Source organism: Tistrella mobilis, assembly GCF_041468085.1.
Lineage (GTDB): Bacteria > Pseudomonadota > Alphaproteobacteria > Tistrellales > Tistrellaceae > Tistrella > Tistrella mobilis_A.
Genome location: NZ_CP121017.1, coordinates 1,860,222 through 1,884,433, shown reverse-complemented (window position 1 = coordinate 1,884,433; position 24,212 = coordinate 1,860,222). Strand labels below are relative to the sequence as shown.

At 67.9% G+C, this 24,212-nt stretch carries 21 protein-coding genes; 3 read left to right on the top strand and 18 right to left on the bottom strand.

Annotated elements, in window-relative coordinates; genetic code table 11:
* Nucleotides 1-14: 14 nt before the first annotated feature.
* The 7 genes from P7L68_RS14370 to P7L68_RS14340 form a co-directional block, all read right to left on the bottom strand.
* Complete coding sequence (locus P7L68_RS14370) at nucleotides 15-833, bottom strand: hypothetical protein (protein WP_372006314.1); 819 nt, start codon at nucleotides 831-833, stop codon at nucleotides 15-17.
* A gap of 23 nt (nucleotides 834-856) precedes the next feature.
* Complete coding sequence (locus P7L68_RS14365) at nucleotides 857-2,215, bottom strand: amidase (RefSeq protein ID WP_372006313.1); 1,359 nt, start codon at nucleotides 2,213-2,215, stop codon at nucleotides 857-859.
* Nucleotides 2,216-2,281: 66 nt separating this feature from the next.
* Nucleotides 2,282-2,962, bottom strand: coding sequence for a DUF2848 domain-containing protein (locus tag P7L68_RS14360; RefSeq protein ID WP_372006312.1), 681 nt, complete (start codon nucleotides 2,960-2,962; stop codon nucleotides 2,282-2,284).
* A 98-nt stretch (nucleotides 2,963-3,060) separates the two neighbouring features.
* Nucleotides 3,061-4,347 carry a TRAP transporter large permease gene (locus tag P7L68_RS14355; RefSeq protein WP_372006311.1) on the bottom strand — a complete coding sequence of 429 codons (1,287 nt, stop codon included), beginning with the start codon at nucleotides 4,345-4,347 and terminating at the stop codon, nucleotides 3,061-3,063.
* Nucleotides 4,348-4,420: 73 nt separating this feature from the next.
* A complete protein-coding gene (locus P7L68_RS14350) occupies nucleotides 4,421-5,029 on the bottom strand; it encodes a TRAP transporter small permease subunit (protein WP_372006310.1) in 609 nt (202 codons plus the stop codon).
* A gap of 63 nt (nucleotides 5,030-5,092) precedes the next feature.
* The gene (locus P7L68_RS14345) at nucleotides 5,093-6,169 is read right to left on the bottom strand and encodes a TRAP transporter substrate-binding protein (RefSeq protein ID WP_372006309.1); all 1,077 of its coding nucleotides are present in this window, start codon (nucleotides 6,167-6,169) and stop codon (nucleotides 5,093-5,095) included.
* A 76-nt stretch (nucleotides 6,170-6,245) separates the two neighbouring features.
* Nucleotides 6,246-7,073, bottom strand: coding sequence for a putative hydro-lyase (locus P7L68_RS14340; protein WP_372006308.1), 828 nt, complete (start codon nucleotides 7,071-7,073; stop codon nucleotides 6,246-6,248).
* Between the two features lie 480 nt (nucleotides 7,074-7,553).
* Here P7L68_RS14340 and P7L68_RS14335 point away from each other — a divergent pair, with 480 nt between their 5' ends.
* Nucleotides 7,554-9,038 (top strand): PAS domain S-box protein, encoded by a 1,485-nt coding sequence (locus tag P7L68_RS14335; RefSeq protein WP_372006307.1) that lies wholly within the window; start codon nucleotides 7,554-7,556, stop codon nucleotides 9,036-9,038.
* Nucleotides 9,039-9,079: 41 nt separating this feature from the next.
* Here the strand turns inward: P7L68_RS14335 and P7L68_RS14330 are convergent, their stop codons facing one another.
* The 7 genes from P7L68_RS14330 to P7L68_RS14300 all read right to left on the bottom strand — a co-directional run bounded on the left by P7L68_RS14330 (nucleotide 9,080) and on the right by P7L68_RS14300 (nucleotide 15,138).
* On the bottom strand, nucleotides 9,080-10,726 hold the full coding sequence (locus P7L68_RS14330) for a glycosyl hydrolase family 28-related protein (protein ID WP_372006306.1): 1,647 nt from the start codon (nucleotides 10,724-10,726) through the stop codon (nucleotides 9,080-9,082).
* A gap of 157 nt (nucleotides 10,727-10,883) precedes the next feature.
* The gene (locus P7L68_RS14325; protein WP_372006305.1) at nucleotides 10,884-12,638 is read right to left on the bottom strand and encodes a SulP family inorganic anion transporter; all 1,755 of its coding nucleotides are present in this window, start codon (nucleotides 12,636-12,638) and stop codon (nucleotides 10,884-10,886) included.
* A gap of 37 nt (nucleotides 12,639-12,675) precedes the next feature.
* The gene (locus P7L68_RS14320; protein WP_372006304.1) at nucleotides 12,676-12,894 is read right to left on the bottom strand and encodes a DUF2892 domain-containing protein; all 219 of its coding nucleotides are present in this window, start codon (nucleotides 12,892-12,894) and stop codon (nucleotides 12,676-12,678) included.
* Nucleotides 12,895-12,942: 48 nt separating this feature from the next.
* A complete protein-coding gene (locus P7L68_RS14315) occupies nucleotides 12,943-13,851 on the bottom strand; it encodes an MBL fold metallo-hydrolase (protein ID WP_372006303.1) in 909 nt (302 codons plus the stop codon).
* Nucleotides 13,852-13,855: 4 nt separating this feature from the next.
* The gene (locus P7L68_RS14310; protein WP_372006302.1) at nucleotides 13,856-14,317 is read right to left on the bottom strand and encodes a DUF6691 family protein; all 462 of its coding nucleotides are present in this window, start codon (nucleotides 14,315-14,317) and stop codon (nucleotides 13,856-13,858) included.
* 60 nt (nucleotides 14,318-14,377) lie between these two features.
* The gene (locus P7L68_RS14305; RefSeq protein WP_372006301.1) at nucleotides 14,378-14,815 is read right to left on the bottom strand and encodes a YeeE/YedE family protein; all 438 of its coding nucleotides are present in this window, start codon (nucleotides 14,813-14,815) and stop codon (nucleotides 14,378-14,380) included.
* Nucleotides 14,812-15,138: an ArsR/SmtB family transcription factor gene (locus tag P7L68_RS14300; RefSeq protein WP_372006300.1), complete on the bottom strand. Its 327-nt coding sequence runs from the start codon at nucleotides 15,136-15,138 to the stop codon at nucleotides 14,812-14,814. The genes P7L68_RS14305 and P7L68_RS14300 overlap by 4 nt, the downstream gene beginning before the upstream one ends.
* Before the next feature lie 376 nt (nucleotides 15,139-15,514).
* On the opposite strand from P7L68_RS14300, the gene P7L68_RS14295 reads away from it, so the two are divergent.
* Together P7L68_RS14295 and P7L68_RS14290 are read left to right on the top strand one after the other, a co-directional pair.
* A complete protein-coding gene (locus P7L68_RS14295) occupies nucleotides 15,515-17,677 on the top strand; it encodes an anthranilate synthase component I (RefSeq protein ID WP_372006299.1) in 2,163 nt (720 codons plus the stop codon).
* Nucleotides 17,678-17,815: 138 nt separating this feature from the next.
* Nucleotides 17,816-18,892 (top strand): putative zinc-binding metallopeptidase, encoded by a 1,077-nt coding sequence (locus P7L68_RS14290; RefSeq protein WP_372006298.1) that lies wholly within the window; start codon nucleotides 17,816-17,818, stop codon nucleotides 18,890-18,892.
* A gap of 32 nt (nucleotides 18,893-18,924) precedes the next feature.
* Here the strand turns inward: P7L68_RS14290 and P7L68_RS14285 are convergent, their stop codons facing one another.
* The 4 genes from P7L68_RS14285 to P7L68_RS14270 all read right to left on the bottom strand — a co-directional run bounded on the left by P7L68_RS14285 (nucleotide 18,925) and on the right by P7L68_RS14270 (nucleotide 24,109).
* Nucleotides 18,925-19,959 (bottom strand): cytochrome-c peroxidase, encoded by a 1,035-nt coding sequence (locus tag P7L68_RS14285; RefSeq protein WP_372006297.1) that lies wholly within the window; start codon nucleotides 19,957-19,959, stop codon nucleotides 18,925-18,927.
* Nucleotides 19,960-20,091: 132 nt separating this feature from the next.
* Nucleotides 20,092-20,994 (bottom strand): LysR family transcriptional regulator, encoded by a 903-nt coding sequence (locus tag P7L68_RS14280; protein WP_372006296.1) that lies wholly within the window; start codon nucleotides 20,992-20,994, stop codon nucleotides 20,092-20,094.
* Nucleotides 20,995-21,034: 40 nt separating this feature from the next.
* Nucleotides 21,035-21,958, bottom strand: coding sequence for a diguanylate cyclase (locus P7L68_RS14275; RefSeq protein WP_372006295.1), 924 nt, complete (start codon nucleotides 21,956-21,958; stop codon nucleotides 21,035-21,037).
* 123 nt (nucleotides 21,959-22,081) lie between these two features.
* Entirely contained in the window at nucleotides 22,082-24,109 is a 2,028-nt protein-coding gene (locus tag P7L68_RS14270) for an acetoacetate--CoA ligase (RefSeq protein ID WP_372006294.1), read from the bottom strand.
* Nucleotides 24,110-24,212 lie beyond the last annotated feature (103 nt).

Here is a 24,212-nt window from a genome sequence, read left to right as displayed (position 1 = left end):
AACCCCGTTCGACTTCAAACCCCGCTCGACCGGCCCCGTCGGATCTGCCGGGCCGCCAGGCCCATCGGCGGCAGCAGCGAGGCCGCCAGCGACAGCACCCAGGCGGTCATCGGCGGGGTGGAGGTGACGGCAAGGGCCATGACGGTGGTGAAGACGGCAAGGCTGCTCATGCCGCCCAGCGCCGCGAGCATGGTCTGGCGGGCGGTTTCGCCGCCATAGCGCTGGTGGACGGTCAGCGAGATGGTGATCATGCCGATCGGGAAGCCCATCAGCAGCCCGGCCCAGACCGGCCCCGCCAGGGCCGCCACCACCGAGACGCTGGCGACCAGCGTGCCGGCCAGGATGCCGCGCAGGATGAGGTCGGCGATGCGCCGCGCCCCGCGCGGGGCCGGGCCGTCACCGGCCGCGTGGCGGCAGAAGCGCAGCGCCAGAATGGCGACCACGACATAGAGCGGCAGCGCCACCACCAGTTCCACCGGCAGGGCCGCGGTCACCGCGGCCACCACGCACCAGGCAAGGATGGCGGCGCCGACCGAGGCGAAAGGCCCCGCCCGTTTCGCGACCACGATGAAGCAGGCGACGAAGATCAGGGTCGCCACCAGCGCCATCAGGGTCGCCACCGCCGCATCGTGCAGGAAATCCGGCGGGTGGTGGCCGATCAGGAAGAAGAAGCCGGGCCCCATGACGATGGGCAGCCCGGCGGCGATGCCGCCGAGCGCCGGGCCCGCATGCTGGACCAGCAGAGAGACACCCATGACGACGATCGCGGTCGCAACCACGCGGGCCGCGATCGGCAACAGCTGGACGGACAAGTCGGCGAGCAGCGTTTCCATGGCGCGGGGGGAGCCAGGGGCGCTCAGGCGGCGCGGGTGCGGACGACCAGCGCCTCCACACCGGCCGCCACGTCGAGCAGGTCGTGATCGGCGCCGTTGCGGCCCAGCAGCATCAGCCCGGCCGGCAGCGCGCCCGGCTCTGCGATCGGCAGGGTGACGCCGCAGAGGTCGAGCACATTGCCGAAGGTCGGGTTGCGCAGCACCAGCAGGTTCAGCCGGGTGTAATCGGCATCATCGGCCAGATCCGCAATCCGCGGCGGCACGATCGGCACGGTCGGCATCAGCAGCGCGTCGAAGGGGCGGAGCGCCAGATCGGCGGCGGCGACCATCCGGCGGCGGCGCTTGATCAGGTCGATGTAATCGGCCGCCCCCATCGCCTCGCCCCGGCGGATGCGCGACAGCACCCGCGGATCATAGCGCCCGGCGCCGGTCTGGATGATCGCGCGGTGCCAGGCCCAGCTTTCGGCTGCCGAGAAACCGCCGGCCGCGTTCAGCTGCGGCACCTCGGCGATCTCGGGCAGTTCCAGCTCGATCAGCCGGACGCCGGCATCGCGCAGCCGCTTCAAGGCCGCGTCATAGGCATTGGCGACCTGCTCGTCGACACCCTCCATCGGCAGGCCACGGGCCACGGCGAAGGTGAGCGTTTCGGGCGCACGGGGCCGCAGGATGCGCGGCGCCTCGCCCGCCAGCACGGCATCGACCAGCGCGCAGCAGGCGACGGTGGGGGCCAGCGGGCCGATCGAATCCTGGGTGGACGACAGCGGCAGCGCGCCTTCCAGCGGCACCCGCGCCTGCGAGGGCTTGAAGCCGACGATGCCGGCGAAATTGGCCGGGATGCGGATCGAGCCGCCGGTGTCGGTGCCGATGGCCGCCGCCGCCATGCCCTTCACCACCGAAATGCCGGCACCCGCCGACGAACCGCCGGGGATGCGTTCGGGATCGAAGACATTGCCGGGCGTGCCGTAATGCGGGTTGAGCCCCACGCCCGAGAAGGCGAATTCGGTCATGTTGGTCTTGCCGGTGATCACCGCGCCGGCCGCGCGCAGCCGGGCCACGATCGGGGCATCGGCCATGGCCGGGGCGGCATCCTTCATCACCACCGAGCCCGCCATGGTGGTCTCGCCCGCCACGTCGAACAGATCCTTGATCGAGATCGGCAGGCCGGCCAGCGGCCCCTGGGCCAGCCCGGCCGCACGACGGCGGTCGGCGGCCATCGCCTCGGCGCGCGCCCCCGCATCATAGACGCGGGTGAAGATCTGCGCGCCCGGCGCGAACCCCTCGTCATGAATGCGGGCGAGCGCGGTCTCGGCCAGCTTCAGGGCCGAGACGCTGCCGTCGTTGAACCCGGCCGCGATCCGGGAGAGAGGGGTCGGATAGGTCATCTCGCGCGCTTCCTCGTCGGACTGTTATGAAGGCGAAGCCTGTTACGAAGCCCCGGCGCCGCGGGATCAGGCGACCACGGGCAGGATCTTCGGGGTATAGCGGTGCGTGATCCGCCGGCCAAGCACGGGGTCCTCCAACTGGACCTCGAAAGCGTCGGCCGGGCGGATGCCGCCGATGACCGCGAGCGTGCCGCAGAGCATCGCCTGGCCGGGGGCCAGACCCTCCCGGCCGGCATTGTAGTCCCGAACCAGCTCCCGCGGGTCAAGCAATCCGTTCACCGGACCTTCCTGATAAAGCACCGCCTCGGTGCCGAAGACAGCGCGGGAGCGCAGGATCAGCCGGTCCCAATGCGGGGCGACCTCGTCAAAGCGCCAGGCGTCGCGGGCGACCGGCTTGGGGCACATCTGCTTGGACACGGCGACCGAATAGGCCTCCACCCGCCGGTCGGTATGATCGGAGCCGACCGTCACCCAGATCGTGCCGTCGGCATCGCCGACCAGCACCGCCTCGGCCTCGCCCGAGCTGTCGGGGCCCAGAACCTCGATGGTCTCGTCCTGGGTCAGCATCTGGGCCGAGAGCCGGTAGAACAGCGGCACCCTGGACGGGCGCGGCACGCCGATCGCCTCCAGCTCGCGGATATGTTCTTCCACATGATGGCGGTCGCGGCCGGCCCAGCCGGCGATGACCAGCTCGGTAACGTCGATCCGGCGGGTGCCTTCGGTGGTGTCGAGGCTGATGACGGACATGAGGGGGGCGTCTCCTCTGAACGGGCGGTCGGGCCCGGAGGTTGGCAGTGATCTGCGATCTGGACTGCGGAAGCGGACTGGCGCGGGGGGCGGCGGGATCAGCCCGCCATGGCCCCCGGCAGATAGAGGGCGATGTCGGGGAAGAGCACCAGCAGCAACGCCATCACCAGCATGGCGGCGACGAAGGGCAAGGCGCCGGTCATCACCCGGTTGAGCGAGATTCCCCCGCCCACACCCTGGACGACATAGAGGTTGAGCCCGACCGGCGGCGTGATCAGCGCCATTTCGATCATCAGAATCAGCAGCACGCCGAACCAGATCGGGTCGAAGCCGAGGGCGATCACCACCGGGGCGACGATCGGGATGGTGATCACCATCAGCGACAGGGTCTCGATGAAGAAGCCGAGGATGATGTAGAGCAGGATGATGCAGGCGAGCATGCCATAGGCGCCGAAGCCCAGCCCGTCGATCAGGGCGGCCAGCTGGCGGGTGACGCCGGCGCCGGCCAGCACGAAGTTGAGGAAATAGGCCGATATGATGATCAGCATGATCATCGCGGTGGTCTTGACCGCGCTTTCAACCGCCTCTTTCAGCATGCGCAGATTGAAGGTGCGGTTGGCGATCGAGAGCGCAAGTGCCGCAACCACACCCAGCGCCGCCGCCTCGGTCGGCGTCGCCCAGCCGGCATAGATCGAGCCCACGATCACCGCGAACAGGCCCAGCACGGGCAGCAGGTCGGGCAGCGCCCGGAGCCGTTCCGACCAGCGCGCCGGCCGGCGGGGGCCGCCAAGCTCGGGGCGGAGCGTGCAGGTGATGGCAGCAGTCGCCATGAACAGGGCAGCGAGCAGCAGGCCGGGGACGAGGCCGGCCAGGAACAGGCGCGGGATGGAGGTCTCGGTCAGGAAGCCGTAGACGATCAGGTTGATCGAGGGCGGGATCATGATGCCGAGCGTGCCGCCGGCCGCGATCGAGCCTGCGAACAGCCGGTCGTCATAGCCGAGCGCCCTGGCCTGCGGCATGGCGACCGAACCCACGGTCGCCGCGGTGGCGACCGACGAGCCCGACGTGGCCGAGAACAGCGTCGCCGTGCCGATATTGGCGTGGAGCAGCCCCCCCGGCATCCAGGACAGCCATTTGTCGAGCGCCGCATAGGTGCGCCCGGCGATGCCGGCCCGGACCAGGATCTCTCCCAGCAGCACGAAAAGCGGCACCGCGATCAGCAGGAAGCTGTTGCTCGCGCTCCAGAACACCTCGCCCATCGCCTTGTAGAGCGGGAAGAACGAGAAGGTCTGGTCGAGAAACAGGCCGAGGCCGACCAGTGTGGCCGCGATGGGCACGCTGAGCAGAAGCAGGACGAGCAGGACGACAAGGGCGATGCCGAGCACGGGACGAGATTCCCCTGAGGAGGCTGACGGGCGGAGCGAGGCGGAGGGATACGGAGATGCTGGCGGCGGCAGGTCAGCCGCGCGTCGAGTGGTCGTTCTCCGCGATCTCTTCCTCGATGCTGCGATTGCCCCAGACGCGGGCCACGGCATCGCGGTCGCCGGTCAATGCGCCGAGCACGGTGCGGGCGGCCAGCACGAAGACCGTGAAGGCGAACCAGACCAGGCCCGCCATCCACAGCATCTGCGGGATCCAGAGCGGGGTCTGCAGCGGCGTGTTGGCGGTGGAACCGCGCTTCAGCGTGCCGGCGACCAGTTCCCAGACCTGGGAGAGCAGCACCACCACGAACAGCGCCATCATCAGGATCGCGATCAGGTCGAGCACGGTCCGCAGCCGTGGCCCGACCCGCATGTAAATCACATCGATCCGGATATGCGCCTTTTCAATCAGCGCCCAGGCCAGCCCCCAGGAGGTGACGATGGCCAGCACATAGCCCGAGAGTTCATGTGCGCCGTGCAGCGACGAGCCGAAGGCCCGGAGCACGATCTCGATCACGATCATCGCCACGGCGGCAAACAGCAGCGCGCCGCAGGCCCAGACCCCTGCCCGGCTGATCCTGGTCGATATGCCCAGAAGGCAATCGAGGGTTCGGACGAGCGGACCGGTAGGGGCGGTTCTGGTCATGGGGTCGGTTCCTGCGGCGGCTGGTGGCTGGAGACGGAGACTGATCTTACGTGAAGGCTGCGATCACTTCTTCGCCGCCGTCAGGCCGGTGACCGCCCCCACGCTGCCGTTCCAGGCCGTGACCACCGCCGGATCGACGCGGCCGGCCCAGCCGGGCAGGATGGTCTCGGTCAGCACCTTGCGGGCCAGATCGCGGTCGCCGTCGGTCACCTGAACCAGGGTCATCTTGCCGGTTGCGCCGCGGGTGCAGTTGCCCTTGCCGGTGAGGCAGGCGATGCCTTCGACGGTCTCGCCCACGGCGGCGTTCCAGACCGGGGTCTCGAACTTGGTCGCGATCTCGTGCTGGATGAACTTCTGCGTCGCCGGGTCGACCTCGGCCCATTTGTCCTTGTTGACCGCGGTCACGACATAGTCCCAGCCGCCGAGCGGCATGGGCAGAAGATGGGTCGAGACCTCGTGCCAGCCCGAGCTGTAGCCCGACAGCGAGCCGGTGACGGCGCAGTCGACCACCTTGCGCTGAAGGGCGGCCGGCACTTCCGAGAAGGCGAGCGTGATGCCCTCGGCACCGACGGCGTTCAGGAATTCGGCGGTGGTGCGGCCGCTGGCGCGGACCTTCTTGCCCTTCAGATCGGCCAGGCTTGCGATCGGCGCGTTGCAGAACACGATCTGGCTGGGATAGGGCACGACCGCCAGGATTTCGGCGTTGAAGCGCTTGCCGAAGGCCTCGTTCAGGGTCGGGCGATAGGCCTCCACCACCTTCTTCGCATCGGCGACACCCGGCGCGATCATCGGCATGTCCAGGCCTTCGATCTCGGGCGCATCCTCGATCGAGTAGTCGGCGACGGTGGCACCGATGGTGAACACGCCGCGCGACAGCAGGCGGTAGACCTCGGCCCCCGCCAGGCCCATCTGGTCGAAGGTGGTGACCTGAACCTCGACGGCGCCCTTGCTGTCGGCAGGCAGGGTCTCGGACCAGAACGGCTTCTCGAAATTCTTGTGCAGGCTGAGCCCGCTCCAGCTGCCAACGAAGCTGAGCTTGGCGGGCGGGATGTCGGCAGCCGACGCCGGCACCGCCAGAAGGGCGAGGGTTGCCGCCGGAAGTGCCACGCCGGCGAGAAGGGCCTTGCTGATGCTGGTCATCTGATCCTGAACTCCTGTGTCAGTCGTCGGGCGGTTGCGTTGCCGCCCGATCCCGTCGATTGGTCCTGTCGGCTCGTCAGATCACCGCCAGCCGCGCATTGCGCAGATCGGTGATCAGCATATGTCCGGGGGCATGGGCAATGGCGATCGGCGGCTTCGCCGCTTCCACCGCCACCTGGGGCGTGACGCCGCAGGCCCAGAAGACCGGAATCTCCCCCTCTTCCATCACCGGATCGTCGCCGAAATCGGCGCGGGCCGGGTTGGCGATACCGATCTCCGCCGGATCACCCAGATGCACCGGCGCGCCGTGCACCGCCGGAAAGCGGCTGGTGACCTGGATCGCCCGGATGGCATCCGCCGCCCGGAACGGCCGCATCGACACCACCATGCCGCCGCCGAAACGGCCGGCGGGGTTGAGCGGAATGGAGCTGCGATACATCGGCACATTGCGGCCGAGGGCGACATGGCGCACCTCCAGCCCGTCCTGGATCAGCGCCTCTTCGAACGAGAAGGAGCAGCCGATCACGAAGGTGACGAAATCATCCTGCCAGAGATCGCCGATATCGGTGGGTTCCTCCGCCGCGGCGACGCCATCGCGAAACACGCGATAGCGCGGCACGTCGCTGCGGATGTCGATATCGGCGCCAAGCCCGGGCAGCATCGGATCGCCCGGCTCGCCCACCGCCAGCAGCGGGCAGGGCTTGGGGTTGGCCTGGGCGAAACGCAGGAAATCCGCGGCATGGGATGCGGGCAGGATGATCACATTGCCCTGCACGAAGCCGGGGGCGAGCCCTGCGGTCTGCCCGGTGAAGGCGCCACTGCGGATCTCTGCCCGGCACATCGCCGGGTCGGCCCGATCCGAACACAGCTCTCCCGTCGCCGCATGCCTGATGCCTGCCGCCATCTCGTCCCGTCCGTCCTGTCGTCATTGGGGGCCGGAGATACCCTCCCATGGCATCTCCGTGTCACTGAGGCTACGCCGTCCTGACTGAGCGGGTCCAATGATTCGTTTGGATGGTGACTGATCGGAATTTTCGATCAGTCATGTTGGTTGCATGCCGGCTGGGCAAACCGCCGTTTTCGGGATGTCGACGCTGGGTCTGCGAGCGCCCCCCTGAATGTCGTGCATGAAGTCGCCAGATTCATTTCCATAGGGTTGATAAGATAATGCCTTCTGCATCTGGTTCTACAGACCAGAGAATTTACTTGTGTCCGCTAATGAAAATTTAAGGCACCGAACATCAATATGCCTGCACGCCGCATACACACCTGATTTTGGGTGCGCCGCTAAGATCATGCCGCTCTGCAGCCTTTCTACCTGAGAGGCAAGGCTCGTCATCGATGTCGTTCTGGCCAGAACAGATCAGATCATGAGGGACGATACATGTTCGACTTCCTGTCGCCGCGTCGACGGACCGATGCCGAGGCAGTGATTGCCGCCATCAACCGCTCCCAGGCCATCATCACGTTTGACATGGATGGCCGGATACTCGATGCCAATGCCAATTTTCTGGCCCTCGTCGGTTATTCACTCGACGAGATCAAGGGCCAGAACCACCGCATGCTGGTCGACGCAGCGGAGCGAGAGACCCCGGCCTATACCGCCTTCTGGGATGCGTTGCGCCGCGGCGAGTATCAGGCCCGGCAGTTCCGGCGCATCGGCAAGGGCGGGAAAGTCGTCTGGATCGAGGCCTCGTACAACCCGGTGCTCGATGGCGCGGGCCGACCGGTGAAAGTGGTCAAATACGCCACCGACATCACCGCCGAAAAGGCCGCCGCCGCCGACCTCGACGGGCAGATGCGGGCAATCCGCAAGGCGCTGGCCGTGATCGAGTTCGATCTGGACGGCAAGGTCTTGTGGGCGAACGACAATTTCCTGAACGTGATCGGCTATCGCCTGGACGAGATTCAGGGCCGCCAGCATTCCATGTTCGTGGAGCCGGCCGAGCGCGAGTCGGCCGACTACAGGGCATTCTGGACCGCTTTGCGGCGCGGCGAGTATCAGGCCCGGCAGTTCAAGCGCATCGCCAAGGGCGGCCGCACGGTCTGGATCGAGGCCTCGTACAACCCGATCCTGGATGCCGAGGGCCGGCCGGTGAAGGTGGTGAAATATGCCACCGACATCACCCGGCAGATCGACATGCTGGCCGATCTCAAAACCCTGATCGACCGGAATTTCGCCGAAATCGACCGGGCGGTCGCGCGCTCCACCAGCGAAGCGGGTGCCGCAGCCACCGCCGCCGGCCAGACCAGCGCCGCGGTTCAGATGATGGTCGCCGGCACCGAGGAACTGGCGGCCTCGATCGCCGAGATTTCGCAGAGCATGGTGAAGTCGCGGGAAGCGACCGATGGCGCGGTCGACCGGGCCACGCGCGCCGACGAGGCCGCCCAGCGGCTGGACGGCGTCGCCCGCTCCATGGAAGGCGTGGTCGAGGTGATCCGCGGCATTGCCGGCCAGATCAACCTGCTCGCGCTCAACGCCACGATCGAAGCGGCACGCGCGGGCGAGGCCGGCCGCGGCTTCGCGGTGGTCGCGACCGAGGTGAAGACCCTCGCCAACCAGTCGGCCGACGCCACCACCCGCATCTCGGCCGAAATCGAGGGCATGCAGGGGCTGTCGGGCGAGGTGGCGGAAGCGCTGCGCACCATCCGCGGCTCGATCCTCACCGTCCGCGACCATGTCACCACCACGGCCGCCGCGGTGGAGGAACAGAGCGTCGTCACCCGCGATCTTTCGGCCAATATGCACACCACCGCCGCTGCGGTCGACACCGTCACCCGCAGCCTGGACGGCATCTCGGACGCGGTCGGCCGCGTCGCCGGCGCGGTTCAGACCACCAAACAGGCCGCGACGGTGCTGGCGCGGTAAGCCGAAAAAAACCCGCCGGCACCGGGCCGGCGGGTCTGACCTCACATCGTGTGCAGGTCGTAGGAGACGTTGTAGAAGCGGGTGCCGGGGAAGGTCACCGTCATGACCGCCGGATCGGTCGAAATGGCCGCGGTGCTGACATTGGTGCCGATGACGTTGTCGATCGCCACCGTGGCCGTGGTGGCGCTGCCCGAAGCGCGGGCGAAGGTGACTTCCGCATAGGACGGGGTGCTGTTCCAGGAATTGGTCCAGACCTTGATCCGTCCGCCGATCGCACCGCCGATCGGCACGTCGACCGAGGCCGCCTGCGGCAGGCCATAGGGCTGACGCGGCGTCGACATGCCGGGGATGGTCACCGAGCCCAGACGCACCGGCCGGCCATAGACCAGCTGCTGCGCCGAGGTGTCGGTGCCCCCGAACACGCCCGACCCGCCCGGATAGCTGGCGGCATAACCGCCGAAGCCACTGCCCGAGCCGGCTTCGCCAGCATTGGCGAAGATGGTGATGTTCGAGGTGACACCCGCGGTACCGTCCATGTTGTAGACATAGGCCGGTGCCATCGCCCCGCTGCCGCCGTCATCGACGCCGGCGCGATAGCGGTTGCCGATGATGGTGCAGTCGCGCTGATAGTAGATCTTGATGTGGCAGCTGTCGGCGACGGTCGGCGGTGCCAGATAGGCGTTGTGGCCCGGCACCGCCCAGTTCCAGCGCCCCATGCTGCCGTCGCCGCCGGCACCGTTGCGCGAGAAGTAGTTGCCGCTGACCACATTGCCCCAGCCGCCGTTCAGGTACAGGCCGGCCCAGCCGTTGCGGTCGAACAGGTTGGCGGTGAAAGTGTGCTCGCCGCTGTTCGACTGGATGCCGTAGGTGGCATTCCATTCGATGCGGCAGCCGGTGACGATCCAGTAATTGGTCGTCAGCAGGATGCCCGCCTCGTGGCAGAACATGGTCACGCTGTTGGTGATCATGCCGTCCGAGCCGCTGGTGGTGATGCCCCGGCGCGAGCGGAAAATGTGGCAGCGCATCACCTTGGTCGTGGTGCCCAGAACCAGCGCCGAATCGGCGAACCCCTGGGAGACCACGTCCTCGACCGTGTTGGCCGAGCCGGTCCGCAGACCGATCGAGGTGTTGCCCGTGCCGGTGGGATAGACCGCGCGCTCGTAAGTCACCGCCGCTTCGTTATGCGGCTGCAGCTTCAGGTCACGGATCGTGCAGGACTGCCCGGTCTCCATCACCGCGTCGCCGGCGGTGTCGCCATTGGTCTTGACGATGGTGGTGCGGGCATTGGCCGGACGGAAGGCGCCCGAACCGTCACCGGTCACGATCGTGCCGGCGGGCACGGTCAGGGTCGCAGACACGGGATAGGTGCCGGTCGGCAGATGCACGGCGGAGAAGCCCGCATCCAGCGCCGCCTGGATGGCGGCAGTGTCGTCGGTGCTGCCGTCGCCGCGGGCACCCCACCAGCGCACGCTGACCGGGGCAGCGCTGTCCACGATCCGCTGCCAGAGGCCGCCGGTCGCCACCGTGCTTTCGATCCACAGCCCACCGTCATCGGTGGCGGTGGCACCCGCACGCCAGGCAAACAGGCCGCCGCCGCCATCGGCAACGGCATGATAGCCCAGCACCTCGACTTCCATGCCGGAAGACGTGACGGCCAGGGCCTTGAGGTCTGAAATGGTATTCGCCACGATCGAGCTCCTCATCATCTGAAGATAAAAAGACGAGGCCCTATACTCGATCACCGGCGCCCCGCCCCGGGCAGTATGATCACTGCCACAAGGGCGAGATTATTCTTTTCCAAAAACCCCCTCGACACGTGATATGCTGCAATTTGCGGCAGCAAAATCAGGAGGCGGCGGCCTGCACGGTGCCGTCGGCCGCCCGGGTCAGGTCCGGATCCAGCGCCTGCATCGCCGCATGCTGGCTGAGGAAGACACGGCCGGTCAGCTCGTCCAGGAAGTGGCTGCGTGCCAGCCGGTCCATCACCGGGCCCTTCACTTCCGACAGATGGAAGCTGATGCCCGCCTCGGCGAGACGGCGGTTGATCGCTTCCAGGCTTTCCAGCGCGGAAAGATCGATGAGATTCACCGCCGGACACATAAGGACCACATGGCGGAGCGCCGGCCGGCAGGCGACCAGCGACGAGATGCGGTCTTCAAGCGCCCGGGCATTGGCGAAATAGAGGCTTTCGTCGATCCGCACCGTCAGCACGGTGTCGGAGACGGCGACGCGATGGCGGTCGACATTGCGAAAATGTTCGCTGCCCGGCACCTGTCCCACCACCGCCATATGCGGCCGGGCGCTGTGGCGCAGGAACAGGGCGAGCGAGGCGACCACACCCGCCAGGATGCCGACCTCCACCCCCGCCACAAGCACGCCCAGAATGGTCACCGCCATGGCGATGCCGTCGGCCCTGGAATAGGCCCAGGCCCTGAGCGGCGCCCTGAGGTCGACCAGCGACAGCACCGCGACGATGATGGTGGCGGCCAGGACCGCCTGCGGCAGGTCGCGGAAGGCCGGGGTCAGGACCAGGGCGGCAAGCGCGATGCCCAGCGCGGTGAACACACCGGCCATCGGGGTTTCCGCACCGGCATCGAAATTCACCACCGAACGCGCGAAACCGCCGGTGACCGGGTAGCCACCGGTGACCGCAGCGGCAATATTGGCCGCCCCCAGACCGACCAGTTCGGCATCGGCCGAAATCCGCTGCCGGCGCTTGGCTGCCAGGGTCTGGGCAACGGAGATGCTTTCGACAAAGCCGATCAGCGAGATCAGCGCCGCGGGGCCAAGCAGGGCCAGCACGGCATCGGCTTCAAGCGGCGGCAGGGTCAACGGCGGCAGACCCGAGGGCAGCGCACCCACCACCTTCACGCCGGCGGCGGCAAGATCCAGCTGCCCCACCGCCAGAATCGAGGCCAGCACCGCCACGGCCGGCGCCGCCTTGGCGACGGCATCGGCCGCGCGCGGCCCGAACCCGCACTTGACCAGCAGCGGCTTCAGGCGCTTGCGGCACCAGAACAGGAAGATGAGCGACAGCCCGCCCACCACCAGGGTCGGCAGATTGATGCCGCGGGTGAACAGCCCCTCGTAAAGCGCTGTCAGAATGGCCGGCAGCGTGTCGCCGCGGGCAGAGACACCCAGCAGATGCCCGGCCTGGCCCAGCGCGATCAGCAGGCCCGATGCGGTGATGAAGCCGCCGACGACCGGGTGGCTGAGGAAATTGGCGACGAAGCCCAGGCGCAGTGCCGCCATGGCCAGCAGCATCACGCCCGAAAGCCCGGCGAGCAGCAGGGCAGCGGCCGCAGGATCGATGCCCGTCGCCGCCGCCGCTTCGGCGGTGGCGGCAGCGGTCATCAGCGAGATGACCGCAACCGGCCCCACCGCCAGCGTCCGGCTGCTGCCGAAAGCGGCATAGGCGATCAGCGGCAGGATCGAGGCATAGAGCCCGGCGGCCGGCGGCAGGCCCGCGAGCATGGCATAGGCCAGGCTCTGCGGTACCAGCATGATGGTCACGATGACCGCGGCGAGGCCATCGGCGCCGGCCGTCCGGCCGTCATAGCGCCGAAGCCAGTCGAGCGCGGCCGGACGAAAACGGGCCATGGCGGGGTCGACCTTCAAGCGGGGGCAGCTGTCGCGGTCACCGACGCGCCAGCGGGCAGGTGCGGATGCCGAACAGGGTATAGGCCGGGCACCAGCGCAGCAGGCCGGTAGCGAGCGGCAGCAGGCCGATCAGCCCGTACCACTTCCAGCCCTCGTCGCCCCAGAGCAGCATCGACAGCAGGGCCAGGCCCACGACGATGCGCAGCACGCGGTCGAGACCGCCGACATTCGCCATCATGTCTTCATCTTCCGTCATCTGCGGGGCCGGTCCGAACCCCTTGGTTTCCGGTGAGGTCCTGCATCCTCAGAAGAGGTTCACCGGGATCTTGAGATAGGCGACGCCATTCGCCTCGGCGGGCGGCATCTCGCCGGCCCGCATGTTCACCTGCACCGATGGCAGGATCAGCCGGGGCATGGAGAGGGTCGCGTCACGCCCCTGGCGCATGGCCACGAAGTCGTCTTCCGAGATACCCTCGTGGACATGGATGTTGCGCGCCCGCTCTTCGGCCACGGTCGTGACCCAGCGATAATCGCTGCGGCCCTCGGGCAGATAGTCGTGGCACATGAACAGCCGGGTTTCGTCCGGTAGCGCGAACAGGCGCCGGATCGAGCGGTAGAGCACCCGGGCATCGCCGCCGGGGAAGTCGCAGCGTGCGGTGCCGTAATCGGGCATGAACAGCGTGTCGCCCACGAAGCCCGCATCGCCGATGACATAGGTCATGCAGGCCGGCGTATGGCCAGGCGTGTGCAGGGCCACCGCATCGATCGAGCCGATGGCGAAGCGCTCCCCATCCGCGAACAGATGGTCGAACTGGCTGCCGTCGCGGGCAAAGCCGGGTTCGGCGTTGAAGGCGTCGCCGAAGGTCTTCTGCACGGTGCGGATATTGGCGCCGATCCCGACCCGGCCGCCCAGCGCCGCGCGGATATGCGGCGCTGACGAGAGGTGGTCGGCATGGACATGCGTCTCAAGGATCCACTCGACGGTCAGACCCCGGGCGCGGACATGCGCGATCACCGCATCCGCCGACTGCGTCGAGGTCCGGCCCGAGGCCGGGTCGTAGTCGAGCACCGGATCGACGATCGCCGCCCGCTTCGTCGCCGGATCGGCGACCACATGGGTGACCGTGAAGGTCGCGGGGTCGAAAAAGCTCTCGACCTCGGGCGCCACGGCGGCAGGCACGGCGAAATCGGGCTGGAACGCGGTCGCGGACATCGGATCACCTCTTCAGGGCAGCGGGGGAAGCGGAGGTCGGAGACGCCGAAGCCGGCGCGGCGGAGATGAAGCGGGCGGCAATCATGCCGGCGACCATGGCCGCCACGAAGATCGCCACCTCGATCCGACCGCCGGCGAGGGAGGCGATCGCCGGGCCCGGGCAATAGCCGGCAAGCCCCCAGCCGATACCGAAGATCGCGGCACCGCCGACCAGGCGCAGGTCGATCGCGCTTGCGGTCGGCCAGGAAAAACCGGTGCCGAGCAGCGGGTGGCGGCGGCCGCGCAGGACGCGGAAGCCGATGAAGGTCACGATCACCGCGCCGCCCATTACGAAGGCAAGCGCCGGGTTCCAGGCACCGGCCACATCCAGGAAGCCCAGCACCACCGCCGGATCGGTCATCCCGGCAAGCGCCAGACCGGCACCGAAGACCAGACCGGTTATCAACCCTGAGGCGAGCTTGAGCATAGGCGTCTCCCTGGTCCGCAAAGAATGCGGAAGATCAGTCGTATCAGATGCTTGATCTGGTCAGATCAGGTGGCGCACGACCAGAACGGTCAGCGCGCCGGTGACCATGAAGGTCGCGGTCGCGACCAGTGATCGGGGCGACAGCCGCGACAGGCCGCAGACGCCGTGACCACTGGTGCAGCCCGAGCCGATCACCGTGCCGAAGCCGACCAGCAGCCCCGCCACCACCAGCAGCGGCAGCGACACCACCGGAGCGCCGATCGCAGATGCACCGGTCACCGCCTGGACGATCAGCGGTCCGCCGATCAGCCCCAGCGCGAATGCGATTCGCCAGCCGCGATCGCCGCCACCGGCAGGTTTCGGCGGCAGCAGCCCGGCCAGGATGCCGCTCACCCCCATGATCCGCCCCTGGGCTGCCATCAGCCAGACCGCGGCAGCCCCGATCAGCACGCCGCCGACCAGGGCAATGCTCCAGCTCTGGATCATCTCGGCCGTCATGCCACGGTCTCCGTGATCGGCGCCACGCTTTCGGCAGTTTCCGAAGGAGCGCAATAGGTTGCATAGAGGAAGCCAAGCAGTTTCGCGACATCCGGCCGGGCCAGCCGGTAGAGAATGCTCTGGGCTTCCCGCCGGGGAGCGACGATCCCGTCCTTGCGCAACAGAGCCAGCTGCTGCGACACCGCGGTCTCGCGCATATCGGTCAGCCGGGCGAGGTCCCCCACCGACCGTTCACCCTCGACCAGGTTGCACAGGATCAGCAGACGCTTCGGATGCGACAGCGTCTTCATCAACTCGGCGACCCGCTCGGCGGTCTCTGTCATGGCTTTGATCTTCATACCTTCGAATATATGAAGGTACGCAGATTCCACAAGCCCGAATCGGAAAGATCCCCCGTCCCTGCCCGCGACGGGTTGCCGCATGCCGGGCGTTGACGGCGCGCCCCGATTGCGGCAATGCTTCAGGTCATGATCACGATGCGCGCATATCCGGCCATCCATGGCCGCCAGTGGCGGGGCCCCGTTCGACCGGGGTCGCCGATCACGCGCGTCTGACAGACCGCACGGCCGCCCCGGAAGACGGGGGTCCGGCCGTGCGACTGCCGCCCATGCCCGCGACCGGGCCTGCGGCATCCCCTGCCCGCTCTCCCGCCCATCCGGCCATCTGACCCCGGTTCCACGGCAAAGGAGAGCATGTCGCATGACCGCCGAAACCATCCCCGCCCCGTCCAGCTGGCGCACCGCCGGCGGCGTGATCGTGCGCCGCCATGTCGAGGCCCTGCCCCATGACGGCGCCACCCTGCCGCTGATCGATGCGCTCGACAGCCGGCCCGGCGTGCTGCTTGCCTCGTCCTATGATTATCCGGGGCGTTATGTCCGCTTCGATCTGGGCTTCACCGACCCGCCGCTGGTCTTCACCGCCCGCATGACCGGGCTCGCCGGCGCCGAGGTCGAGATCCGGGCGCTGAATGCCCGTGGTCGGGTGCTGCTGCCGGCGATCACCCGGGCGCTCGGCGATCACCCCCATGTCACCGGGCTGATGGTCGACGAGAACCAGATCACCGCCCGCATCCTCGACGGGCCGGCCGACTTCCCGGAAGAGGAGCGCAGCCGCCAGCCCTCGGCCTTCTCGGCGATCCGGGCGATCATCGATCTGTTCGCAAGCCCCGAGGACCCGCATCTGGGCCTCTACGGCGCCTTCGGCTATGACATCGCGCTGGCATTCGAGCGCATCCCCCTGATGCGTAAGCGGATGTCGGATCACCGCGACATCGTGCTCTACCTGCCCGACCGGGTGATCTCGGTCGATCATGCCGCCCGACGGGCCTGGTCCATCGCTTACGACTTCACCGTCGACGGCGTCTCCACCGACGATCTGCCGCGCGCGCTGGAGATGGAGGTTACGGCGCCCCCGGCGGCGAATGCGGCCGCAGACGACATGGGCCCGGGCGAATATGCGGCGGTGGTCGAGGCGGCCCTGCCCGAATTCGCCGCCGGCAATCTGTTCGAAGTGGTGCCCGGCCGCGTCTTCCGCCGCCCGGCCACCACACCGCCGTCGGAGCTGTTCCGGCGCCTCTGCCGCCGCAACCCCGCCCCCTATGGCTTTCTGATCAATCTCGGCCGATCGGAACATCTGATCGGCGCCAGCCCCGAAATGTATGTCCGGGTCACCGGGCGGCGGATCGAGACCTGCCCGATTTCAGGCACGATCGCCCGCGGGCGCGATGCGATCGAGGATGCCGAGCGCATCCGCACCCTGCTCGCCTCGGCCAAGGAAGAGGCCGAGCTGACCATGTGCACCGATGTCGACCGCAACGACAAGTCGCGGGTCTCGGTGCCGGGCAGCGTGCGCATCGTCGGCCGGCGGCAGATCGAAATGTATTCCCGCCTGATCCACACGGTCGACCATGTCGAGGGCATGCTGGCCGACGGCTATGACGCGCTCGACGCCTTCCTCAGCCATTGCTGGGCGGTGACGGTGACCGGTGCCCCCAAGCGGGCGGCGATGAGCTGGATCGAGCAGATGGAGAAGAGCCCGCGCGCCTGGTATGGCGGCGCGATCGGCCGGATCGGCTTCGATGGCGACATGAACACCGGGCTCACCCTCCGCACCATCCGGGTGAAGGCGGGCGTGGCCGAGGTCCGTGCCGGCGCCACCCTGCTCTTCGACAGCGAACCCGCCGCCGAAGAGGCGGAAACCGTGCTCAAGGCCTCGGCGATGATCGACGTGCTGGAGCGCCCGGATCAGGAGCGCCGCGAGGCCGTACCGCCCCGTCCCGGCAAGGGCCGCCGGATCCTGCTGGTCGACCACGAGGACAGTTTCGTCCACACGCTCTCGGCCTATCTGAAGGCGACGGGGGCGGAAACCGTCACCTGGCGCGCGCCGCTGGCAGCCGACCTGCCTGGCCGTCTTACCCCCGATCTGGCCGTGCTCTCCCCCGGGCCGCGATCGCCTGCGGATTTCGGCATGAACGCCACGCTCGACCTGCTGACCGGGGCCGGCATCCCGGTCTTCGGCGTCTGCCTGGGCCTGCAGGGGATCGTGGAATATTTCGGCGGCCGGTTGGGCCGTCTGCCGGTGCCGATGCACGGCAAACCGTCGCGCATCCGCATCCTCGTCCCCGATCTGCTGTTCGAGGGCCTGCCCGAGCAGATCACCATCGGCCGCTACCATTCCCTGTTCGCCGCCGAACTGCCCGACTGCCTGGAGGCGACCGCCGTCGACGAGGCCGGCATCGTGATGGCGCTGCGCCACCGCGAGCAGCCGATCCGCGCCGTGCAGTTCCACCCCGAAAGCCTGCTCAGCCTTCAGGACGAGGCGGGTCCGCGCATGATCGCCAATCTCTGCCGCGGGCTGGGATGAGGCCTTGCAGCCCTTCTGACCAGATAAAGACTTGGACACACTTCGCGCATCTCTCATATCGTTCGGAAAGGCCGGTGGGGTGCAGGCAATCGCCGAGCCCCCCGCCGGCCACGAGACAAGATCGGATGCCCCGACCGGATGAAGCTTTTTTCCTGCCAGAATTGCAGCCAGACCCTGTTCTTCGAGAACACAACCTGCCTGCGCTGCGGGCACCGGCTGGGCTATCTGCCGGATGCCACGACGTTGAGCGCGCTGGAGCCGGAAACCGGCGGGCGCTGGCGGCCGCTGGCGATGCCCGATCAGATGTTCCGCTTCTGCGCCAACGCCACGCACGATGCCTGCAACTGGCTGATCCCGACCAGCAGCCCGCATGCCTGGTGCAAGGCCTGCCGGCTGAACCGCACCGTGCCGGACCTGACCGTGCCGGCCAATCTTGCGGCCTGGCAGAGGCTTGAGGTCGCCAAGCACCGGCTGATCTACGCCCTGCTGCGCCTGGGCCTGCCGGTGGCCGCCAAATGGGAGGATCCGGCCGGCGGGCTCGCCTTCAACTTCCTGGCCGATATCGACCCCGAGGCGCCGCGGATCATGACCGGCCATGCCGAGGGCCTGATCACCATCAATGTGGCCGAGGCCGACGATGCCGAGCGCGAGCGTCTTCGCCGCGACATGGGCGAACCCTATCGTACCCTGCTCGGCCATTTCCGGCACGAGATCGGCCACTACTACTGGAACCGGCTGATCCGCGATGCCGACCCGTCTTTCGACCGCCTGAACCGCTTCCGGGCGATGTTCGGCGACGAGAGCCATGACTATGCCGAGGCCCTGGCCCGCAATTACGCCGAAGGCCCGCCCGCCGACTGGCAGGAACGTTTCGTGTCGACCTATGCCGCATCGCACCCCTGGGAAGATTTCGCCGAGACCTGGGCGCACTACCTGCACATCGTCGACACGCTGGAAACGGCCCATGCCTTCGGGGTGCGGCTGAAGCCGCAGAACATCCTGGACCCGGCGGCGCCCAACGATGTCGCCTATGATTTCGACGCCTATCGCCAGCGCGATTTCACCGCGCTGATCGACGCCTGGCTGCCGCTGACCTATGCCGTGAACAGCCTGAACCGCAGCATGGGCCAGCAGGATCTCTATCCCTTCGTGCTGGCCCCCGCCGTGATCGACAAGCTGCGCTTCGTTCACGACCTGATCCGCGAAGCCGGCTGACCGGCAGGGGCCCTGTCGACCCGGGGGCCGCCCTATTCCGGCCGCGGTGTCGATGCGGTGCTGGCCGGCAGGATCGGATAGGCCACCACCGGCGGTGTTCCGGTCAGGGTGTGCAGGAAGGCGGTGACGGCGCGGATGTCGTCTTCCGTCATTTCGGTGCCGAGCTGGGCGGTGCTCATGATCGCCACGGCCTGCTCCAGCTCCCAGGCCTGGCCGCTGTGGAAATAGGGCGCGGTCAGCGCGACGTTGCGCAGCGGCGCCGCCCGGAAGACGTATTCGTCGTCGGCGGTGTTGGTGACCGCGAACCGGCCCTTGTCGCCCTGGGGCAGCACCTCGGCACCCGGCCGCTCCACCACGCCGAACGGGAAATAGTCCTGGCCGCCGATATTGGGGCCGTTATGACAGGCGGCACAGCCCGCATCGATGAACACCTGCAGGCCGCGGCGTTCGGTGGGGTTCAAGGCGGCGTCATCACCGGCCAGGAAGCGGTCGAAGCGGGCATCCGGGGTGATCAGCGTGGTCTCGAAGGCCTCGATCGCGAGTGCCATGTTGTCGAACGTCACCGGATCGGCCACCCCCGGAAAGGCACCGGCAAATTCTGCGACATAGTCTGGGATGCTTTTCAGGGTGGCCACCACCCGCTCAGGGGTGCTGTTCATCTCCACGCCCGCCTGAACCGGGCCCTTGGCCTGCTCGCGAAGATCCGCGGCACGCCCATCCCAGAACTGGGCGATATTGAACACGGCGTTGTACACGGTGGGCGAGTTGCGCGGCCCCTTCTGCCAGCCATGGCCGATCGAGGTCGGCACATTATCCGCCCCGCCGGTGCCGAGATTGTGGCAGGTGTTGCAACTGATCACATGGCTGCGCGACAGCCGGGGTTCGAAAAAGAGCTTCCGCCCCAGTTCCACCCGTTCAGCGGTGACGGGGGCACCGCGCACCTGCTCCACCCGGGCAGGCACCGTTCCGAACAGCCCCAGGGCCGTGTCCCGCAATTCATCCGCCATGGCCGGCACCGCCGGCAGGGCGAGCGCCGCCATCACGGCGGCCGATATCAACCGACGCATCGTCCTCTCCTCACTTGCTTCCGGAACCGGCTTCTTTGGAACCGTTACAAGGAAGGAAACGACAGCCGGCTGCCGCCGACTTTGATCTGGATCAAACCCTGCCTGCGGCATCCTGGCCGTCGGGGCCGGATGTCACGCCTCGGTATCGCCTGCCGCCGTCTCGATCGCGGCTTCGGCAATGGCGCGGGCCAGCGGCGTGTCGGCCTGGGCCTGCCAGGAGACGGTGAAGTCCAGCCCCGGCAGCATGGCCACGGCATCGGTTTCCACCAGATGCAGGGCGCCCGAGGCCAGTTCCTCGCGCACGATCCGGGGCGGGATGGCGCTGATCCCGATCCCGTCCAGGGTCATCCGCACGATGGTGGCGAGCGAGCTGGACCCATAGATCCGCGGCCGGCGCCCGGGCAGGCCGTGCATCATGTCCTGAATGGCGATATAGGGCCGGCTGAGCCGCGGATAGGTGATGATCGGCCAGTTGGCGAGGGTGTCGAGCGTGACCGCGCCGTCGCGCGGCAGCCCCAGCCGGGGGCTCGCCACCCAGGCCAGGGGATAGTGGCAGAGCGGCCGGTTCTGCACCGTCGGCTGGCTGACCGGACCCAGCAGGAAGGCGATGTCCAGCCCCCGATTGACCAGCCCGTCACGCAGGTTGAGCGAGGTATCGACCTCCAGCTCCAGCGTCACGCCCGGGTAATGCTTGTGGATCCGCTCGATCAGCCGCGGCAGCCAGGTGTGGACGATGGTCTCGGCCGCCCCCATGCGGATCGTACCGCCCAGTCCCGAGATATCGGCCACCGCCGACAGCATCGAGGCCCTGAGCCCCAGCAGCCGTTCGGCATAATCCAGCAGCACCCGCCCCTTAGAGGTCAGCGTCACATTGCGGGCGCTGCGATCGAAAAGCTGGACGCCCAGCTCCTGCTCCAGCTTGGCGATACGTGCCGAAACCGAGGGTTGTGCGGCATTCAGCTTGTCCGCCGCCGCCCGGAAACTGCCGAGGCGGGCGATCCAGACGAAGCTCTCCAGGCTGCGGAAATCGACCATGGCGGCAGTCTAGGCCGCTCTTGCCGGCGCGCAAGCGGCTTCAGCCGTCCCTCGCCCGCGCCACCCGGTCGCGGCCGGCCGCCTTGGCGGCGTAGAGGGCGGCATCTGCCGCCGCGATCAGCGTGTCGCGGTCGCGATGGCTGCCGTGATCGGCGGGCGGCAGGCTGGCGACCCCCAGGCTGATGGTCACATGGCCCCAGGGAACACCGTCATGCGGGGCGGCCTGATCGGCCACGGCCTGACGCATCCGTTCCGCCACCATCACGGCACCGTCGGCACCGGTTCCGGGCAGGATGGCGATGAATTCTTCGCCGCCATAGCGGCACAGCTCGTCCCCGCCCCGCCCCAGCGCACTCGTCGCGGCCCGCGCCACCATGCGCAGACAGTCGTCGCCGGCCAGGTGGCCGTAGCGGTCGTTATAGAATTTGAACCGGTCGATATCGGCCATCACGATCGACAGCGCCTGCCCGCCACGTCGGGCACGGCGCACCTCGCGCGCCAGGGCGGCATCCAGATAGCGGCGGGACGGAATGCCGGTCAGGTGATCTTCCCAGACCCGTGCCTTCAGACGGCGGTTGGTTTCAGACAGGCGCCGCTCAACCCGCTTCAACCGGCTGATATCGGTGAAGGCGACCACGAAGGCCGCCACCTCGCCCGTGTCGTTGCGGACGGCACGGACCGAGACCTGATACTGCCGGTCGCCGAATGTCACCTCATGATCCGGAACCTCCAGACCTGCTTCAGCCAACCAGAGGTCACGGGCCATACTGCGCGTCGCGTCGGGATGGATAAGCGCGACCTGCTGGCCCAGCATCGCCTCGGGCGGGCCCTTCTCCAGAACCGCGGTCGCGGGATTGGCGGCGAGAATGCGGCCGTCGCGACCGATCAGCACCACCGCGACCGGCAGCGCTGCGAACAGCGCCGGCAGCGAGATCGCGGTCTCACCGGTCAGGATATTGGCCATCCCCCCCTCCGCAGCCAGTTCGTCCGGCCGTCATGAGGTTAGAATATGGACCGTCTCAGATAACAAACCATGAAGAGTTCAGAGGAAACGCCCCGCCGCGCGGGCGGCGGGGCAAAGCCCGGCTCAGGCCGCAGTCTCTTCCGCCTCGCGGATGCGGCGGCGGACCTCGTCGGCATAGGCGACGAAGACGTCGAGGCTTTCCGGGTTGCGCATCGCGCCCGGATTTGCCGCCTTCTCGATCGCCGCGCCCATCAGGATGCGGCGGACCGGCACCTCGATTTTCTTGCCCGTCAGCGTATAGGGCACGTCCGGGATCTCGACGATCACGTCGGGCACATGGCGGGGAGAGCAGGCCTCGCGGATCTCGCGCCGGATCCGGTCCTGCAGGGCTGCATCCAGGCTGGCACCCTCTTCCAGTGACACGAAGAGCGGCATGAAGAACCGGCCATGGGGCAGGTCCAGATTCACGATCAGGCTGTCGCGCACACCGGGCAGATTGTCGACCACGCGATAGACCTCCGCCGTGCCGATGCGGATGCCGTGACGGTTTAGCGTGCTGTCCGACCGGCCGTAGATCACCGCCGTACCGCGTTCGGTGATCTTCAGGAAGTCGCCATGGCGCCACCAGCCCGGATACATCTCGAAATAGCTTTCGCGGTAGCGGCTGCCGTCCTCGTCGTTCCAGAACATGACCGGCATGGAGGGCATCGGCCGGCGGATCACCAGTTCACCCACTTCGCCGATCAGCTCCCGGCCCTCGTCGTCCAGCGCCGCGACATCGACGCCCAGCGCACGGGCCTGCATCTCGCCGGCATTGACCGGCAGGATAACCGATCCGCCGACGAAGGCGGCACAGGTATCGGTGCCGCCGCTGATCGCATTCAGCCACAGATCCCGCTTCACCTTCTCGTAGACGAAGGCATAGCCCTCGGGCGGCAGCGGCGAGCCGGTGGAGCCGATCGAGCGCAGGGCCGACAGGTCGAACATGGCGCCGGGCTCGGTACCGGCGGCGGCCTGGGCGGTCAGCCAGGCGGCCGAGGTGCCGAAGACGTTGAGCTTCGTCTTCTCGATCAGCCGCCAGAGCGGATAAGGGTCGGGCCAGGCCGGGTTGCCGTCATAGATCACCAGCGTCGCGCCGACCAGCAGCCCCGACAGCTGGCTGTTCCACATCGTCCAGCCGGTGGTGGTGAACCACATGAAGCGGTCGCCGGGCTTCAGATCACCCGCAAGGCCGTGGCTCTTCACATGCTCCAGCACGATGCCGCCATGGCTGTGGACGATGCCCTTGGGCAGACCGGTGGTGCCGCTGGAATACTGGATCCAGAGCGGGTGCTCAAAGGGCACTTCCTCGAATTCCTGGGTCGCGGCCAGCGCCATCGCCTCGGGCCCCTCGACCAGATCGTCCCAGAGGATGGCGCTCTCGACCGGCAGGCTGCGATCGGCCGGGTTCAGATAGGGCAGGAAGACCAGATGCTCGGCATCGGGCAGATGTTCGAAGATCTGCTTCGCCACTCCGCGGCGGTCGAACTGCCGGCCGCCATAGGCATAGCCGTCGACCGCGAACACCACCTTCGGCCGGATCTGACCGAAACGGTCGAGCACCGATCGGGTGCCGAAATCGGGCGAGCAGCTGGACCAGATGGCCCCCACACCGGTCGCCGCCAGGCAGGCGATGGCGGCTTCGGGCGTGTTGGGCAGATAGGCCGCGACCCGGTCGCCGGGCTTCACGCCCATGGCGCGCAGCCGGCCCATCAGCGCCCGGACCTTCACCTCGAACTCGTCCCAGGTCAGCGCGCTGAGCGGTCGGATCTCGGACTGGTGGAAGATCGCGACCTCGCCCGGCCGGGCCTGATCGAAGGCGACCCGCGCATAATTGATCGTCGCCCCCGGAAACCACACCGCCCCCGGCATCGCTTCCGAGGCGATCGGGGTTTCAGCCGGGCTGGAAAAGCGGATGCCGAAGCGGTCGATCAGCGCCTGCCAGAAGGCAGCGGGTTCGGTGACCGACCAGCGGCGCAGCGCCTCGTAATCGCCGGTCTCGACACCGCGCTCGGCCGCAAGCCAGCGCATGAAATCAGTGATGCGCGCGGCCTCGACGGTCTCGGCCGAGGGGCGCCAGAGTTCGGCGCCCTCTTCGATACGCATGGGCATGTGCTTCCTCCTGGGGCGCGGCCCTCGGCTGTGCCGGTCTTTACCGGCCGTTTCCCTGCCCGGGGCCGTTCGTGTCGTCCAAGTGTTAGCCTCTGAGAGGCAA